12 protein-coding genes and 1 riboswitch are annotated in these 12,562 nt (G+C 70.7%); of the genes, 10 read left to right on the top strand and 2 right to left on the bottom strand.

Annotated features, from left to right (window positions below; all coding sequences use genetic code 11):
* Nucleotides 1-10 precede the first annotated feature (10 nt).
* From dhbC to EIL87_RS26995, 4 genes are read left to right on the top strand one after another with little or no spacing between them, the layout of a single operon-like run.
* Nucleotides 11-1,267: an isochorismate synthase DhbC gene (gene dhbC / locus EIL87_RS05405; RefSeq protein ID WP_125089048.1), complete on the top strand. Its 1,257-nt coding sequence runs from the start codon at nt 11-13 to the stop codon at nt 1,265-1,267.
* Between the two features lie 12 nt (nt 1,268-1,279).
* Nucleotides 1,280-2,905: a (2,3-dihydroxybenzoyl)adenylate synthase gene (locus EIL87_RS05400; protein ID WP_125089047.1), complete on the top strand. Its 1,626-nt coding sequence runs from the start codon at nt 1,280-1,282 to the stop codon at nt 2,903-2,905.
* 39 nt (nt 2,906-2,944) lie between these two features.
* A complete protein-coding gene (locus EIL87_RS05395; RefSeq protein WP_199740267.1) occupies nt 2,945-3,598 on the top strand; it encodes an isochorismatase family protein in 654 nt (217 codons plus the stop codon).
* 32 nt (nt 3,599-3,630) lie between these two features.
* Complete coding sequence (locus EIL87_RS26995; RefSeq protein ID WP_199740266.1) at nt 3,631-3,873, top strand: phosphopantetheine-binding protein; 243 nt, start codon at nt 3,631-3,633, stop codon at nt 3,871-3,873.
* Nucleotides 3,874-4,278: 405 nt separating this feature from the next.
* Here EIL87_RS26995 and EIL87_RS05390 read toward each other — a convergent pair whose 3' ends face one another.
* Nucleotides 4,279-5,859, bottom strand: a complete 1,581-nt coding sequence (locus tag EIL87_RS05390) for a beta-N-acetylhexosaminidase (RefSeq protein ID WP_125089046.1) — start codon at nt 5,857-5,859, stop codon at nt 4,279-4,281.
* A 373-nt stretch (nt 5,860-6,232) separates the two neighbouring features.
* Nucleotides 6,233-8,113 carry a propionyl-CoA synthetase gene (locus EIL87_RS05385; protein ID WP_125089045.1) on the bottom strand — a complete coding sequence of 627 codons (1,881 nt, stop codon included), beginning with the start codon at nt 8,111-8,113 and terminating at the stop codon, nt 6,233-6,235.
* A gap of 322 nt (nt 8,114-8,435) precedes the next feature.
* Here EIL87_RS05385 and EIL87_RS05380 point away from each other — a divergent pair, with 322 nt between their 5' ends.
* The 6 genes from EIL87_RS05380 (at nt 8,436) to EIL87_RS05355 (ending at nt 12,270) form a co-directional block, all read left to right on the top strand.
* Nucleotides 8,436-8,660, top strand: a complete 225-nt coding sequence (locus tag EIL87_RS05380; protein WP_407690513.1) for a hypothetical protein — start codon at nt 8,436-8,438, stop codon at nt 8,658-8,660.
* Between the two features lie 151 nt (nt 8,661-8,811).
* On the top strand, nt 8,812-9,495 hold the full coding sequence (locus EIL87_RS05375) for a CDP-alcohol phosphatidyltransferase family protein (RefSeq protein WP_125089044.1): 684 nt from the start codon (nt 8,812-8,814) through the stop codon (nt 9,493-9,495).
* 102 nt (nt 9,496-9,597) lie between these two features.
* Nucleotides 9,598-9,981 carry a glycine cleavage system protein GcvH gene (gene gcvH, locus EIL87_RS05370; RefSeq protein WP_125089043.1) on the top strand — a complete coding sequence of 128 codons (384 nt, stop codon included), beginning with the start codon at nt 9,598-9,600 and terminating at the stop codon, nt 9,979-9,981.
* A gap of 118 nt (nt 9,982-10,099) precedes the next feature.
* Nucleotides 10,100-10,567, top strand: a complete 468-nt coding sequence (garA, locus tag EIL87_RS05365; RefSeq protein WP_125089042.1) for a glycogen accumulation regulator GarA — start codon at nt 10,100-10,102, stop codon at nt 10,565-10,567.
* A 388-nt stretch (nt 10,568-10,955) separates the two neighbouring features.
* Nucleotides 10,956-11,432 (top strand): bifunctional nuclease family protein, encoded by a 477-nt coding sequence (locus tag EIL87_RS05360; protein WP_125089041.1) that lies wholly within the window; start codon nt 10,956-10,958, stop codon nt 11,430-11,432.
* A gap of 265 nt (nt 11,433-11,697) precedes the next feature.
* Nucleotides 11,698-12,270 (top strand): MerR family transcriptional regulator, encoded by a 573-nt coding sequence (locus EIL87_RS05355; RefSeq protein ID WP_125089040.1) that lies wholly within the window; start codon nt 11,698-11,700, stop codon nt 12,268-12,270.
* Between the two features lie 83 nt (nt 12,271-12,353).
* Nucleotides 12,354-12,455: riboswitch (glycine riboswitch) on the top strand.
* Nucleotides 12,456-12,562 lie beyond the last annotated feature (107 nt).

The raw sequence follows: 12,562 nt of genomic DNA, 5'->3' as shown, positions 1-12,562 counted from the left end.
AAAGGTTGTCATGACCACGATCGAGACCGACGGGCGCATCGACGCCGTGGACGACGCGCTCGCCGACGACGCCGCTGCCCGCCTGCTGGCCGCCTACGAGCAGGGCCGGTCCTTCCTGTTCTCCAGCCCGCGCGGCGTGCTGCTCGCCCGCGGCGTGGCCGCGACCATGTCGAAGACCATGTGCGCGAGCACCGACCTGCCCGCGCGGATGCAGGAGTTCCTCGACGGCGCGATCGAGTTCGGACGCCGCAACCCGATGGTCGTCGGTGCGGTGCCCTTCGGCGGAACCCTGCCCGCGCACCTGGTGATGCCGGAGGAGGTCGTGCGCGCCGAACCGCTGAACGTGCTGGTGCCGCAGCAGAAACCGGTGTCCACGCCGACCTGCTCGGTGCACCCGGTGCCCACGCCGGAGGAGTACGAGCGCGGCGTTGCGCGGACCCTGCGGCGGATGGACGACGGCGAGCTCACCAAGGCCGTGCTCGCGCGCAGCCTCGAGCTGACCTCGGACGAGGCGATCGACGTCCAGGAGGTGCTGCGCAACCTGGCGATGGCCGACCCGTCCAGCTACACCTTCGCCGTCGACCTGCCGCGCCGCGGCGAGGACGGCACCCGCGACAGCTACGGCCCGCACCCGCCGCTCGAGCGCACCTTCCTCGGTGCCAGCCCAGAACTCCTGGTGTCCCGCCGCGGCAACGAAGTCCGCTCCCACCCGATGGCCGGCTCCCGGCCGCGCAGCGCCGATCCGGCCGAAGACCAGCGCCGCGCCGCCGAACTCGCCGCCTCCGAGAAGGACCACCGCGAGCACGCCGTGGTGGTGGAGGCCGTGGTCGAGGCGCTGAGCCCGCTGTGCACCGACCTGCACGTGCCGCAGGCCCCGACCGTGGTCGGCACCAACGCCATGTGGCACCTGGCCACCGAGATCACCGGCGAGCTGCGCGACAGCTCGACGACCTCGCTGCACCTCGCCGACGCGCTCCACCCGACACCCGCGGTCTGCGGCACCCCGATCGACCGCGCGCGCGACGTCATCGCCGAGGTGGAGCCGTTCGAGCGCGGTTACTACGCGGGCATGGTGGGCTGGTGCGACGCCGCCGGTGACGGCGAGTGGGTGGTGGCCATCCGCTGCGCCGAGGTCGAGGACGACGCGATGCGCCTGTTCGCCGGCGCAGGCATCGTGCCCGGATCCGACCCGGCCGACGAACTCGCCGAGACCACCGCGAAGTTCCGCACCGCGCTCACCGCGATGGGTCTGGACCGAGCCGTCTGAGGGGATCCGACGATGGAAGCACGCCTGCCTGGCGTGACGCCTTGGCCGGACGAGTTCGCCGAGCGCTACCGGTCCGCCGGGTACTGGCGCGGTGACACCTTCGGCCAGGTGCTGCGGGTGCGCGCCACCCAGCACCCGGACCGGGTCGCCGTCGTCGACGGCGAGCGCCGGATCACCTACGGCGGGCTCGACCAGCGCGCCGACCGGCTGGCGGCCGGTTTGCGCGAGCGCGGCATCGGCAAGGGCGACCGGGTCGTCGTCCAGCTGCCCAACGTCCTCGAGTTCTTCGAGGTCTGCTTCGGACTGTTCCGCCTGGGCGCGGTGCCGGTGTTCGCGCTGCCTTCGCACCGGAAGACCGAGATCTCCTACTTCTGCGAGTTCAGCGACGCCGCCGCCTACATCACCGTCGACCTCGAGGCCGGTTTCGACCACCGGAAGCTGGCCGCCGAGGTGACCGCGCAGCGCGACGACCTGCAGGTGTTCGTCGTCGGTGGCCCCGGGGAGTTCACCGCGCTGTCCGAAGTGGACGCAGACCCGGTGGAGCTCGACGAGCCCCTCGCCGGCGACATCGCCTTCCTCCAGCTCTCCGGCGGGAGCACCGGCGTGCCAAAGCTGATCCCGCGCACACACGACGACTACATCTACTCGTTCCGCGCCAGCAACGACATCTGCGGCGTCACCGAGCAGACCGTCTACCTGGTGGCGCTGCCCGCCGCGCACAACTTCCCGATGAGCTCGCCCGGCACCTTCGGCGTGCTGCACGCCGGAGGGCGGGTCGTGCTCGCCCGGCGACCCAGCCCCGACGAGGTGTTCCCGCTCGTCGAGCGCGAGTCGGTCACGCTCACCGCGGCCGTGCCCCCGCTGGCGCTGCTGTGGCTCGACGCCGCCGCTGAGACCGAGCACGACCTCTCCAGCCTGCAAGTGCTGCAGGTCGGTGGTGCCAAGTGCAGCGAGGAAGTCGCCCGCCGGGTCCGCCCGGTGCTCGGCGCGACGCTGCAGCAGGTGTTCGGCATGGCCGAGGGCCTGGTCAACTACACGCGGCTGGACGACCCCGAGGACGTCATCGTCAGCACCCAGGGCCGGCCGATCTCGCCCGACGACGAGGTGCTGGTCGTCGACGACGAGGACAACCCCGTTCCGCCGGGGGAGAGCGGGCACCTGCTGACCCGCGGCCCGTACACCATCCGCGGCTACTACAAGGCCGAGGAGCACAACGCCCGCGCCTTCACCCCGGAGGGCTTCTACCGCACCGGCGACGTCGTCCGGCTCACCGCCGAGGGCAACGTCGTCGTCGAGGGCCGGGCCAAGGACCAGATCAACCGGGGCGGCGAGAAGGTCGCCGCCGAAGAGGTGGAGAACCACCTGCTGGCGCACCCCGCCGTGCACGACGCCGCCGTGGTGTCCATGCCCGACGACTACCTGGGGGAACGGACCTGCGCGTTCGTCATCCCGCGCGGCACCGCGCCCCCAGGCCGAGAGCTGATCAAGTTCGTCCGCGGGCGCGGCCTGGCCGGGTACAAGGTGCCCGACCGGGTGGTGTTCGTCGAGCAGTTCCCGCAGACCGGCGTCGGCAAGGTCTCCAAGCGCGACCTGCGCGAGGCCATCAGCCGCGAACTCGTGCCGAAACTCGGCCGCTGACACCGCCTTTCCGCGATACGAGAGCACGAAGGGGGAGCCGTGGCGCTTCCGAGCATCGCACCCTACAGCGTTCCGCGGGCAGGTGAGCTGCCCGCCAACAAGGTCGCCTGGCGACCCGAACCGGACCGCGCGGTGCTGTTGATCCACGACATGGAACGGCACTTCGTCCACGCCTTCACCCCTGGTGCCGAGCCGCTGAACGAGGTGGTGCCCAACATCGCGCTGCTGCGCGAACGTGCCCGCGCCGCAGGGGTTCCGGTGGTCTACTGCGCCCAGCCGGGCGGGCAGACGCCCGCGCAGCGGGGGCTGCAGCTCGAGTGGTGGGGGCCGGGGGTGGCCGACCCGGCGATGGAGCAGATCATCGACGAGCTGACGCCCGGAGCCGGTGACGTCCAGCTGACCAAGTGGCGCTACAGCGCCTTCCAGCGCACCGACCTGCGCACCCGGATGGACGACTGGGGTCGCGACCAGCTGATCATCACCGGCATCTACGCCCACATCGGATGTCTGATGACCGCCTCGGAAGCCTTCCAGCAGGAGGTGCAGGCGTTCCTCGTCGCCGACGCGGTCGCCGACTTCTCCCGCGCCGACCACGACATGGCCATCGCCTACGCGGCCCGCAACTGCGGCGTCGTGGACACCACCCGCAACCTCGTCCGCGACCTCACCGCCCCGGCGTCCGAAGTCGCCTGAGCCCCACCACCTCCTGAGGAGCAACCCGAACCATGGCTGAAGAGCTCACCCTCGACGCGGTCCGCGAGCAGGTCGCCGAACTGCTCTACGAGGACCCCGCCGAACTCGGCGACGACGAAGACCTCCTGGACTGGGGCCTGGACTCGGTCCGCATCATGACCCTGGTCGAGCAGTGGCGGAAGCAGGGCGTCCAGGTCACCTTCGCCGACCTCGCCGAACGCCCCACCCTCGCCGACTGGTGGAAGGTCCTCGAACCCAAGAGCACCAAACCCTGAGCCCACGACACACCCAGGCCCCACTCCCGCACGTCGTTCCACCCCTCGCGTTCACGCCTCTACGCGTGCCGGCCCGGGTCCCGGGGTGGGGATCGGAGAACCTCGCGCGAATGTCGGCCCCGAACTTCGGCGGTCCCACTTCGCGCGGAACGTGATTCGGAGCCCGCGGGGTGGGCGGAAGTCGACGAACGCTTCGCTCGCGTGCTTCGACACCTCGACAGAGGTTCGACATCCCTGCAGGCGGAGTGGGGGTGAGGAACCGGGGTGGGGGCGGATCACGCCGGTGATCGGTCCTCCCGGGTTTGTCCGCCGCCCCAGGGTTCGGCGGACTCGTCGCACCCGTGCGAGGGACGGGTGGGCGTGTCCCGCGACATGTCCGCCCCTCCCTCGCTCAAGTGAGGGGTCCTAGTCGGCCCAGGGGACCTGGGGGCTGCGGTAGAAGTCCTGGCCTGCGGCTTCCCAGCGCGGGCCGTGGGCGGCCAGGCGGTTCCTGAAGGACTCCCAGTTCAAGGCCGCCTTCGGCGACCAGCCGAGCTCGGCGAGCGCGGGCAGGCGCGGGAACGCCATGAACTCGATGTGCTGCGAGGTCTCCAAGGTCTCGCTGAACATCGGTGCCTCCACGCCGAGGACCGCTTCCTCCGGCACGCCCTGCAGGTAGCTGCCCGGGTCCCAGCCGTAGGCGTCGGCGACCTCGATGAAGCCGGCCCACTGCAGGCCCAGCGGCGTGTTCTCGTCGTACTTCATGTCCAGGTAGGTCTTGTTCGCCGGCGAGGCGAGGACCTTGTTGCCGCGTGCGACGGCCTCGTTCAGCAGCGGGTCGCCGGGAGTGGTGCCCCAGAACTGCAGCACCGCGTCACCCTGCGGCGCGGCCTTGCCGTACTCGTGCCAGCCGAGCGGCTTCTTGCCGTACTTCTCCACCAGTGGCAGCACCTTCGACATGAAGGCCACGTAGTCCTCGTCGGTGGTCGAGTGCGCCTCGTCGCCGCCGATGTGCAGGTAGGGGCCGGGGGTCAGCGCCGCCACCTCGCGGATGACGTCCTCGACGAAGGTGTAGGTGATGTCCTTGCCCACGCACAGCGAGCTGAAGCCGACCTCGATGCCGGTGTAGGGAGGCGGCGCCACCCCGTCGCAGTTGAGCTCCGCGTACGACGACAGCGCGGCGTTCGTGTGGCCCGGCATGTCGATCTCGGGGATGACCGTCATGTGCCGCGACGCGGCGTAGTTGACGATCTCGGTGTACTCCTGCTGCGTGTAGTACCCGCCCGGCGTGCCACCGACCTCGGTCTGCCCGCCGAACTCGGCCAGCCGCGGCCAGCTGTTGATCTGCAGCCGCCAGCCCTGGTCATCGGTCAAGTGCAGGTGCAGTTTGTTGACCTTGTACTTGGCGACCTGGTCGATGTAGCGCTTGACCATGTCGACGGTGAAGAAGTGCCGCGCCGGGTCGAGCTGAGCGGACCGGTGCGCGAACCGCGGCTTGTCGGTGATCACGCCGCCGGGCATCGTCCACGGCCCCGGCTGCGGGCTCGGGCTCTCGATGCTCGCCGGCAGCAGTTGGCGCAACGTCTGCACGCCGTGGAACAGGCCGTCGGTGCTGGTCGCCCGCAGGGTGACGGCGTCGTCGGTGACCTGCAGCCGGTAACCCTCCGGGCCCAGATCCGCATCGCCGTCCAGCGCCAGCGCGATGTCACCGGTGCCGGGCATCGCGGGGTTGACCGGCACCGGGAGACCGGTCGAGGGCCGCAGCACGCCCGCCAGGTACTCGCCGACCTCGGCCGCCTCGGCGGGCGCCAGGACGGCGGTCTGCTCGGTCAGCTCGAACTCGGACTCCGGGTCGGGCTGCACCGATTCCGGCGCGGGCACGACGGTGTCCAGCGCCGAGGCCGCGGGTTCACCGCTCGCCGGGATCACCGCACCGGCGGCCAGCAGAGCTCCGGCGGCGATGGCCACCCCGGCCCTCGCCGCCCTCGATCGGGGTCGTCCGCTCATCGTTGTGGCTCCATTCTCGGGGGAACGGTGCACACAAAGGTATAGACCACGTTCGCCAGGGGAAGAGGCCGAACGGACGTATCGGACTGCTCATCCTCTTGAACCCGCGCTTGTTCTGCGTGGCGGTGCGGGCGGCAGAACCTGCCGCGGTGCGGGTGGGGTCCCGCACCTGGAGAAGCGGCTGCCGCCGCGGGCCGCCTGGAACTTGCGGTGGTGCGGGTGGGTCCCGCACCTGGAGAGGCGGCTGCCGCCGCGGGCCGCCGGGGTCTGGGTGGCGCGAGGTGAATCGCACTCCTAGGGCGGCGGTTTCGCCGGGGGGCTGGTTGTGCGTTGCGCACTGGGCGGCGCACCTTGGGGGTGCGCCGCCCAGTGCTCAGCCCTTGCCGCGGAGGGAGGGGCGTAGCTCGTCGAGGACCGAGGGGTCCTCGATGGTCGAGGGCACGGCGGTGTCGCCGCGGTCGGCGATCTCGCGCATCGACTTGCGCAGGATCTTGCCCGAGCGGGTCTTGGGCAGTCCGTTGACGATCGCGACGTCGCGGAACGCGGCCACCGGGCCGATCTGGTCGCGCACCGCAGCGACCAGATCCTCGCGCAGCTTCTCCTCGGAGATGTCCACACCGGACTTGAGCACCACGAACCCGCGCGGCACTTGGCCTTTCAGCTGGTCGTGCACGCCGATCACCGCGCACTCGGCCACCGCGGGGTGCGCGGCCAGCACGGCCTCCATCGAGCCGGTCGACAGCCGGTGCCCGGCCACGTTGATCACGTCGTCGGTGCGGCCCATGACGAACACGTAGCCGTCGGCGTCGAGGTAGCCGTTGTCGCCGGTGAGGTAGTAGCCGTCGTAGCGCGACAGGTAGGACTCGCGGAACCGCTCGTCGTCGCCCCACAGCGTCGGCAGCGTGCCGGGTGGCAGCGGCAGCTTCAGGCAGATCGCGCCGTCGGTCTCCGGCGGGAGCGGGTTCCCCGCCTGGTCGAGCACCTCGACCTCGTAGCCCGGCACCGGCACCGTCGGCGAACCCGCCTTGACCGGCATCGGTTCCAGCCCGCGCAGGTTCGCGCAGATCGGCCAGCCGGTCTCGGTCTGCCACCAGTGGTCGATCACCGGCACGCCGAGCTCGTCGGCGGCCCAGTGGTAGGTCTCGGGGTCCAGCCGCTCACCGGCCAGGAACAGCGTCTCCAGGCACGAGGTGTCGTGCTCGGCCAGCAGCTTCCCCTCCGGGTCGACCCGCTTGATCGCCCGCAGCGCGGTCGGCGCGGTGAACAGCGCCTTCACCCGGTGCTGGGCGATGACCCGCCAGAACGCCCCGGCGTCCGGGGTGCCCACCGGCTTGCCCTCGTAGACCACCGTCGTGGCCCCGGTCAGCAGCGGCGCGTAGACGATGTAGGAGTGGCCGACCACCCAGCCCACGTCGGAGGCGGTCCAGAAGACCTCCCCGGGGGCGATGTCGTAGATGTTGGCCATCGACCAGCGCAGCGCGACCGCGTGCCCGCCGTTGTCGCGCACCACGCCCTTGGGCTTGCCGGTCGTGCCGGAGGTGTAGAGCACGTAGAGCGGGTCGGTGGCCGCGACCGGCACGCACTCGGCTGGTTCGGCGCCCGCCAGCGCGTCCCGCCAGTCGACGTCCCGCGGCCCGAGCTCGGCCTGCGCCTGGTCCCGCTGCAGCACGATCACCTTGTCCGGCTGGTGCTCGGTCTGCCGCAGCGCCTCGTCGACGATCGGCTTGTACTCCACGACCCGGTTGGGCTCCAGCCCGCAGGAGGCCGCCACGATGACCTTCGGCAGGGCGTCGTCGATGCGCGCCGCCAGCTCCTTGGGGGCGAAGCCGCCGAAGACCACCGAGTGCACCGCCCCGATCCGCGCGCAGGCGAGCATCGCGATCGCCGCCTCGGGGATCATCGGCAGGTAGAGCACCACGCGGTCGCCCCGGCCCACGCCCTGCGCGCGCAGCGCCCCCGCGAAGCGGGCGACGGCCTCCAGCAGCTCCCGGTAGGTCCAGGTCTGCACCACCTCGGTCATCGCCGAGTCCCAGACCAGGGCCGGCTGCTCGCCCCTGCCGTCGCGCACGTGCCGGTCCAGGGCGTTGAAGCAGGTGTTGAGCTCGCCGTCCGGGAACCAGCGGTACATCGGCGCGTCGCTGTCGTCCAGCGCTCGGGACGGTGCTCGCTCCCAGTCGATCGCCTGCGCGGCGTCGAGCCAGAAGCCTTCGCGGTCCTCCAGGCTCCGCCGGTAGTTCTCCGCATAAGCACCCATAGCCCGACTACCTCCCACGTCCGCGGTGACAACGCCTGTGTCGTACCTCAGATCGGATCATGACGCCAGGGCCGTACGGCCGCCGTTCGGCGGAGGCACGCCCATCACGAGCGGAACGCCGGTGTTCGGACGAACGGGCGAACGGGTTCGGTCGCGCTCACCGCCTCGTGCGCTTCGGCGACGGGGTCCGCCCTTCGGGCGCTGTGCGGGCGTTTCCGGCGCGACAGCGCGACTTCCAGACCTCACAATCGGCCTCGAGCCGATGGCCGGGCTAACACCGAGGTGTCCCGCGCCGACAAATGAATCGGAGGTGTCACGAACTATGGGCACGATGGAACCGGCAGAGCCTCCCAGGGCCACAGCGACCGTCGACGAGTCGAACGACCTCCCGACCGCGCCGTGCAGCGTGGTGTGGAGCGGCGGCCACTCCTACGTCCGAGAAGGAACCGCGGGAGCCCGCTGGGTGGGCGTGGACGACCGCGGCAGGCCCCGGTTCCTCACCGATGCCGAGTTGCGCCGCCGGGGCTGGAGCCGCACTCGCGGCTGACCACCGACGGACGGCCCCTGCGGCGCGGAAGGCACCGCCTCCGGCTGGCCGCCAGGTGGGTTGCGCTGGCGATATGAGACCCTGATCGGGTAAGGATGCACAGGTGTGCACCCGTTGCGGGGGAGCGCGCACAACCATTCAGGGGAGGCTCGTGGTGCAGGACGCCGAGCGCACCACGGAAAACACCACGAGCGGGCCGCGGGCCGACGCAGGTGGGCCCGGGGACCCGGGCCTGGACCGGATCCGCGAGGTCGCCCGCGGGGTCTGGAGCGATCCGTGGTGGACGCTGCCGAACCTGCTCAGCGTGATCCGCCTGGCCGGCGTGCCGCTCTTCCTCTGGTTGCTGCTCGGCCCCCAGGCCGACCTGCTCGCGTTGCTGGTGCTCGTGATCAGCGGTGCCACGGACTGGCTCGACGGCAAGCTCGCGCGCTGGCTCAACCAGTACAGCCGCATCGGCGAGCTCCTGGACCCGGCCGCCGACCGGCTCTACATCGTCGCCACCCTGATCGCCTTCGTGCTGCGCGACGTCATCCCGTGGTGGGTGGCGGCCGCCCTGGTGCTGCGTGACGTCGTGCTCACGCTGTGCTTGCCGGTGCTGCGCTGGCACGGGTACGAGCCGCCCGAGGTGCACTACCTCGGCAAGGCCGCCACGTTCTGCCTGATGTACGCGTTCCCGCTGCTGCTGCTGGTGCAGGAAGACTTCACCGGGGCCGACGTGGTCCGCCCGATCGCGTACGCCTTCACCGCCTGGGGCGGCGTGCTCTACCTGTGGGCGGGGATCCTCTACCTGGGCCAGGTCATCGCCGCCGTGCGCGGAGCCCGAGCGCGGCCCTGATCTCCGCTGCGCGTCGTCTTGCGGCCCTCGGCAGCCGGTGAATACGCTCGCCGCGCCGATCACTCGGCACGTTGCACACAGCGGACGAAAGGCGGGACCACCGTGGCGGCCCCGGAGATCAAGTACACCGAAGAGCACGAATGGGTCCAGCCGGTCGGCGAGGACACCGTGCGCATCGGCATCACCGACTACGCGCAGCAGCAGCTCGGCGACGTGGTGTTCGTCCAGCTCCCCGAGGCGGGACAGCAGGTGGCCGCCGGGGATTCGATGGGCGAGGTGGAGTCGACCAAGAGCGTCTCCGACATCTACGCCCCGGTGACCGGAGAGGTCACCGAGGTCAACACCGCGCTGGAGGACCAGCCCGAGCTGGTCAACTCGGACGCCGCCGGGCAGGGCTGGATGGTGGAGATCCGGCTCGCCGACCTGGAGCAGCTGGGGGGTCTGCTCGACGCCGAGGCTTACCAGAAGCTGATCGACCAGGCATGATCGTCACACCCGGCGTCCGCTGTGCGACGATGTCGGGAGTCGCTCGTCACGGGGCTGTCCAGGCACGGTACGTTGGGCGCATACTTGGCACGATCTATCCGCGTAGAGGAGAGCTCAGGTGAGCCAAAACAGCGGCTTCGGCGACGTTCCGCCGGAGCAGTCACCGGAGACCACCTCGGTCTTCAGGCCCTTCCTCTCGGAGCCGGAAAGCACCGAGAGCGCGGCCCCGGAGCCTGCCGCCGCAGCCGGGGTCGATGCGCTGCCGGCGGGTTCCGCCCTGCTGGTGGTCAAGCGTGGCCCGAACGCGGGTTCGCGGTTCCTCCTGGACCGGGAGACCACCAGTGCCGGCCGGCACCCGGACAGCGACATCTTCCTGGACGACGTGACGGTCTCCCGGCGCCACGCCGAGTTCCGCCGTGAGGGCAACGACTTCGTGGTGGTCGACGTGGGCAGCCTCAACGGCACCTACGTGAACCGGGAGCCGGTCGACACCTCGGTGCTCGCCAACGGCGACGAGGTGCAGATCGGGAAGTTCCGCCTGGTGTTCCTCACCGGGCCGATCGATGGGGGCCAGGGCGGCCGCTGAGGCCGCCGATCAGGGCTTGTCAACCCGTCAGCGGGGCGGCGCCGGAGGGCGTCGCCCCGCTGACGCTTGAGGAAGCTGCCCGTCCGCGCGCACGTCCCCTCCGCCCCGGGAACTTCCTGGAGCCACAAGCGCTTTCCACAGCGCAGCAGGGCACTTCGACGGGTTCGAGACGGCTCTGCGCGGTGTATCGTGCTGGTGATGCTCGATGACGAGCTCAGCCAGCGGTCCGGGCCGTGTGCCCCGACTCCATCGACCGCGGTGGTGGTGGTCCGCCGGACCGCCGGTGGGAAGGGCGTGTCCGCCGTATCGCGGGTAGCGTCGGAGGCGTCGGTGCGGGACCCTCGACGGAGAAGTCACGCTTCGGCGCGCTGGAGGAGGCGATGTGACGATGAGCAGCGAGATGCGCGTCGTCGGCGTGCGAGTTGAACTACCAGCCAACCAGCCGATCTTGCTGTTGCGCGAGTCCCAGGGTGAGCGCTACCTGCCGATCTGGATCGGGTCGGTCGAGGCGACGGCCATCGCCCTCGAGCAGCAGGGCGTGCGGCCCCAGCGGCCGCTCACGCACGACCTGCTCAAGGACGTCATCGGCGCTCTGGGGCGCGACCTGGAACAGGTCCGGATCACCGATCTGCAGGAGGGCACCTTCTTCGCCGAGCTGGTGTTCGACGGTGATGTTCGGGTGTCCGCGCGGCCGAGCGACTCGGTGGCGCTGGCGCTGCGCATCGGTGTGCCGATCCACGCCGACGAGTCGGTCCTCGACGAAGCGGGACTGATCATTCCGGACGAGCAGGAGGACGAGGTGGAGAAGTTCCGCGAGTTCCTCGACTCCGTCTCGCCGGAGGACTTCCGCGGCGCCGACACGTGACGGGCGACGCCAGTAGGCCGAACAGACCACTCCGGCCCCCGAGTTGCACGAGCGGCTCGGGGGCCGGATCTTGTGCACGGGGAACGACGTCCCGCCCCGCCCGCGCGTCGCGTTGACCCGCCTGCTGAGCAGGCCTACCTTCGGACTTACGCGAATTGCCCCGGTGTGATTCAGCCGGTGAACGGCTTCGCGGCCCTGGATCACGAACGGTCCGGGCGCTGGTGATCGTCGTCGTCGGCTTCGGGCCGGACGAGGGGAGGCAGGCGTGGTGGAGCAAGCAGCGAACGCGGATGCTGCGGAGCAGGGCGAGCTGTTCCCCGACGCCTCGGCCCCGGACGAGCTGGTCGGCTACCGCGGGCCTGCGGCCTGCCAGATCGCGGGCATCACCTACCGGCAGCTCGACTACTGGGCGCGCACCAAGCTGGTGGGGCCGTCCATCCGTGGCGCGGCCGGTTCCGGCTCCCAGCGGTTGTACTCGTTCAAGGACATCCTGGTCCTCAAGGTCGTCAAGCGGCTGCTCGACACCGGGGTGTCGCTGCACAACATCCGAGTCGCGGTGGAGCACTTGCGCAAACGCGGCGTGCAGGACCTGGCGAAGTTGACTTTGTTCAGCGACGGCACCACGGTCTACGAGTGCACCTCCGCGGAGGAGGTGGTCGACCTGCTGCAGGGTGGCCAGGGGGTCTTCGGCATCGCGGTCAGCGGTGCCATGCGCGAGATCAGCGGGACCATCCACGAGTTCCCGGCCGAGCGCGCCGACGGTGGCGAGAACATCGAGTCGGCGATCAACGACGAGCTCGCGGCCCGTCGCCGTGACCGGCAGGCCGAGACCGGCTGAACGCCCGGTGTCGGCCATGTGTGCGGTAGACGACATTGATGGTCTGATGAATGCCGCTGATCGGGTACTCTGAGCGGCATCGCCGACCCCGTGCGGGAGAGTCCGGCTCTGGCGCGGCCAGGACCGGCGCCGAAGGAGCAACTCTCCCCGACAACCTCTCAGGCCACCTGGACCGCACGGGCGAGATACCTCTGGAAAGCGGGCACGCCGGGTAGGTGGGCCCCGCCGACGGTGCAAGCCCGGTCCGCCGGGTGAAGCTCTCAGGCGTTCGCTTGGCGAACAGTGACAGAGG

The sequence above is a fragment of the Saccharopolyspora rhizosphaerae genome (assembly GCF_003931915.1).
Lineage (GTDB): Bacteria > Actinomycetota > Actinomycetes > Mycobacteriales > Pseudonocardiaceae > Saccharopolyspora > Saccharopolyspora rhizosphaerae.
Note: the sequence above shows the minus strand (reverse complement) of the source record. Positions and strands in the feature narration are given on the sequence as shown.